This is a genomic window from Streptomyces sp. NPDC021012 (assembly GCF_044333355.1).
GTDB lineage: Bacteria > Actinomycetota > Actinomycetes > Streptomycetales > Streptomycetaceae > Streptomyces.
The window spans coordinates 1-1,490 of sequence record NZ_JBIRQU010000036.1 but is presented as its reverse complement, the minus strand read 5'-3'; the positions used below and the strand labels follow the sequence as shown (position 1 = coordinate 1,490).

Annotated in this window: 1 protein-coding gene; it reads left to right on the top strand. The window is 72.1% G+C overall.

All coding sequences use genetic code 11. The features are described from left to right. The coding region (locus ACH4TP_RS40335) for an FG-GAP repeat domain-containing protein (protein WP_398440720.1) at nt 1-1,485 on the top strand (1,485 nt) is incomplete at its 5' end. Between the last annotated feature and the right edge of the window lie 5 nt (nt 1,486-1,490).

Here is a 1,490-nt window from a genome sequence, read left to right as displayed (position 1 = left end):
GTCCCCCAGGGATTCACCGCACAGGCCAACGACTGCACGGAGGTCGCCGGTCTCGTCGCCGTCTACGTCTGCGGCCCCTCAGGCCTGCGCCCCGGCTTCGTCATACCCAAGGACACGCCGGACACCGCGGTCCACTGGGGCTTCGCCTACGTCCCCAGGGGCGGCGACCTGGCCGCCGGCATCGAGACCGCCCGCACCGCCGGCGCCACACCGGCCGACGCCACCCACGGCAGCGCGAAGGTCGTGGTCAAGACGGTCGCGAGCGCCGCGCTGAACACGGTCGACCACGACCTGGCGACCGTTCCCGCCGGGGGAACAGCGCGCCAGCAGATCCGTGTCCACGCCATCGACCGCGGGGAACTGACCGTCTACTTCCGGTTCGCCGACGGGTATCTGGCGAGTATGCCGAAGCCCGTCCGGTTCGGCGGCGTCTCCACGGATCCCGGGGCGACGTGCACGGTCGGCTCGAGCGCCGTCCCCGACTACAACTTCTGGAACCTCAGCTGCCGACTGGAGCCCGGTGACCACACCATCGGGTACGAGTTGACGGGCGACGCGGGCCAGTACGCCCAGCACCTCCGGCTCGCCACCATGTACGACATCTACGACTTCGGCATCTGGGCCAGCACCTCTCTCCGTCGGTTGAGCGCCCCCTTCGCCACCCAGGGGCGTCCCGTGCTTCCCAGTCACGACCTCGTGGCCCGTGGCACCACGGGCACGCTCTTCGACTACAGCGGCACCGGAGCGGCCGGGGCGCCCCTGGCGGGCCCGTACCGGATCGGCACCGGCTGGCAGGCCTACAACGCCCTCACGTCGCTCTCTCCGAACAGACAGGGCCCCTACTACTGGGGCGGCATGACACCGTCCGCCGCCACCCGTGGCCTCGGCGACGTCGTCGCCCGCGACGCGTCCGGAACCCTCTGGTACTACGACCGCCAGCTCGTCGACCAGCAGCCCTACGCGTCCCGCGTGAAGGTCGGTGCCGGCTGGAACGCCTACGACCGCATCGACGGTGCCGGAGACCTCGACCGGGACGGGTACATGGACCTGCTCGCCCGCGACAAGACCGGCGTGCTGTGGCTCTACAAGGGCACCGGCAGCTTCACCGGGGCGCGGTTCAAGACCCGGGTGAAGGTCGGTGCCGGCTGGGGCGCGTACGACCGGCTCGCCGGCGGCGCCGACGTCACCGGCGACGGGCGGGCCGACCTGCTTGCGCGGGACAAGACCGGCGTCCTGTGGCTGTACCGGGGCACGGGCAGCGGCACGGCTCCGTACGCCACGCGGACGAAGGTCGGCGGCGGGTGGAGCGCGTACGACCAGCTCGTCGTCGCCGGGGACCTCACCGACGACGGCAAGGCGGACGCGGTGGCCCGCGACCGGACCGGGGTCCTGTGGCTCTACCGGGGCACGGGCGGCGCGGGCGCGCCGTTCGCCACCCGGACCAAGATCGGCAGCGGCTGGAACACGTACGACCGCCTGTTCTGACGGGG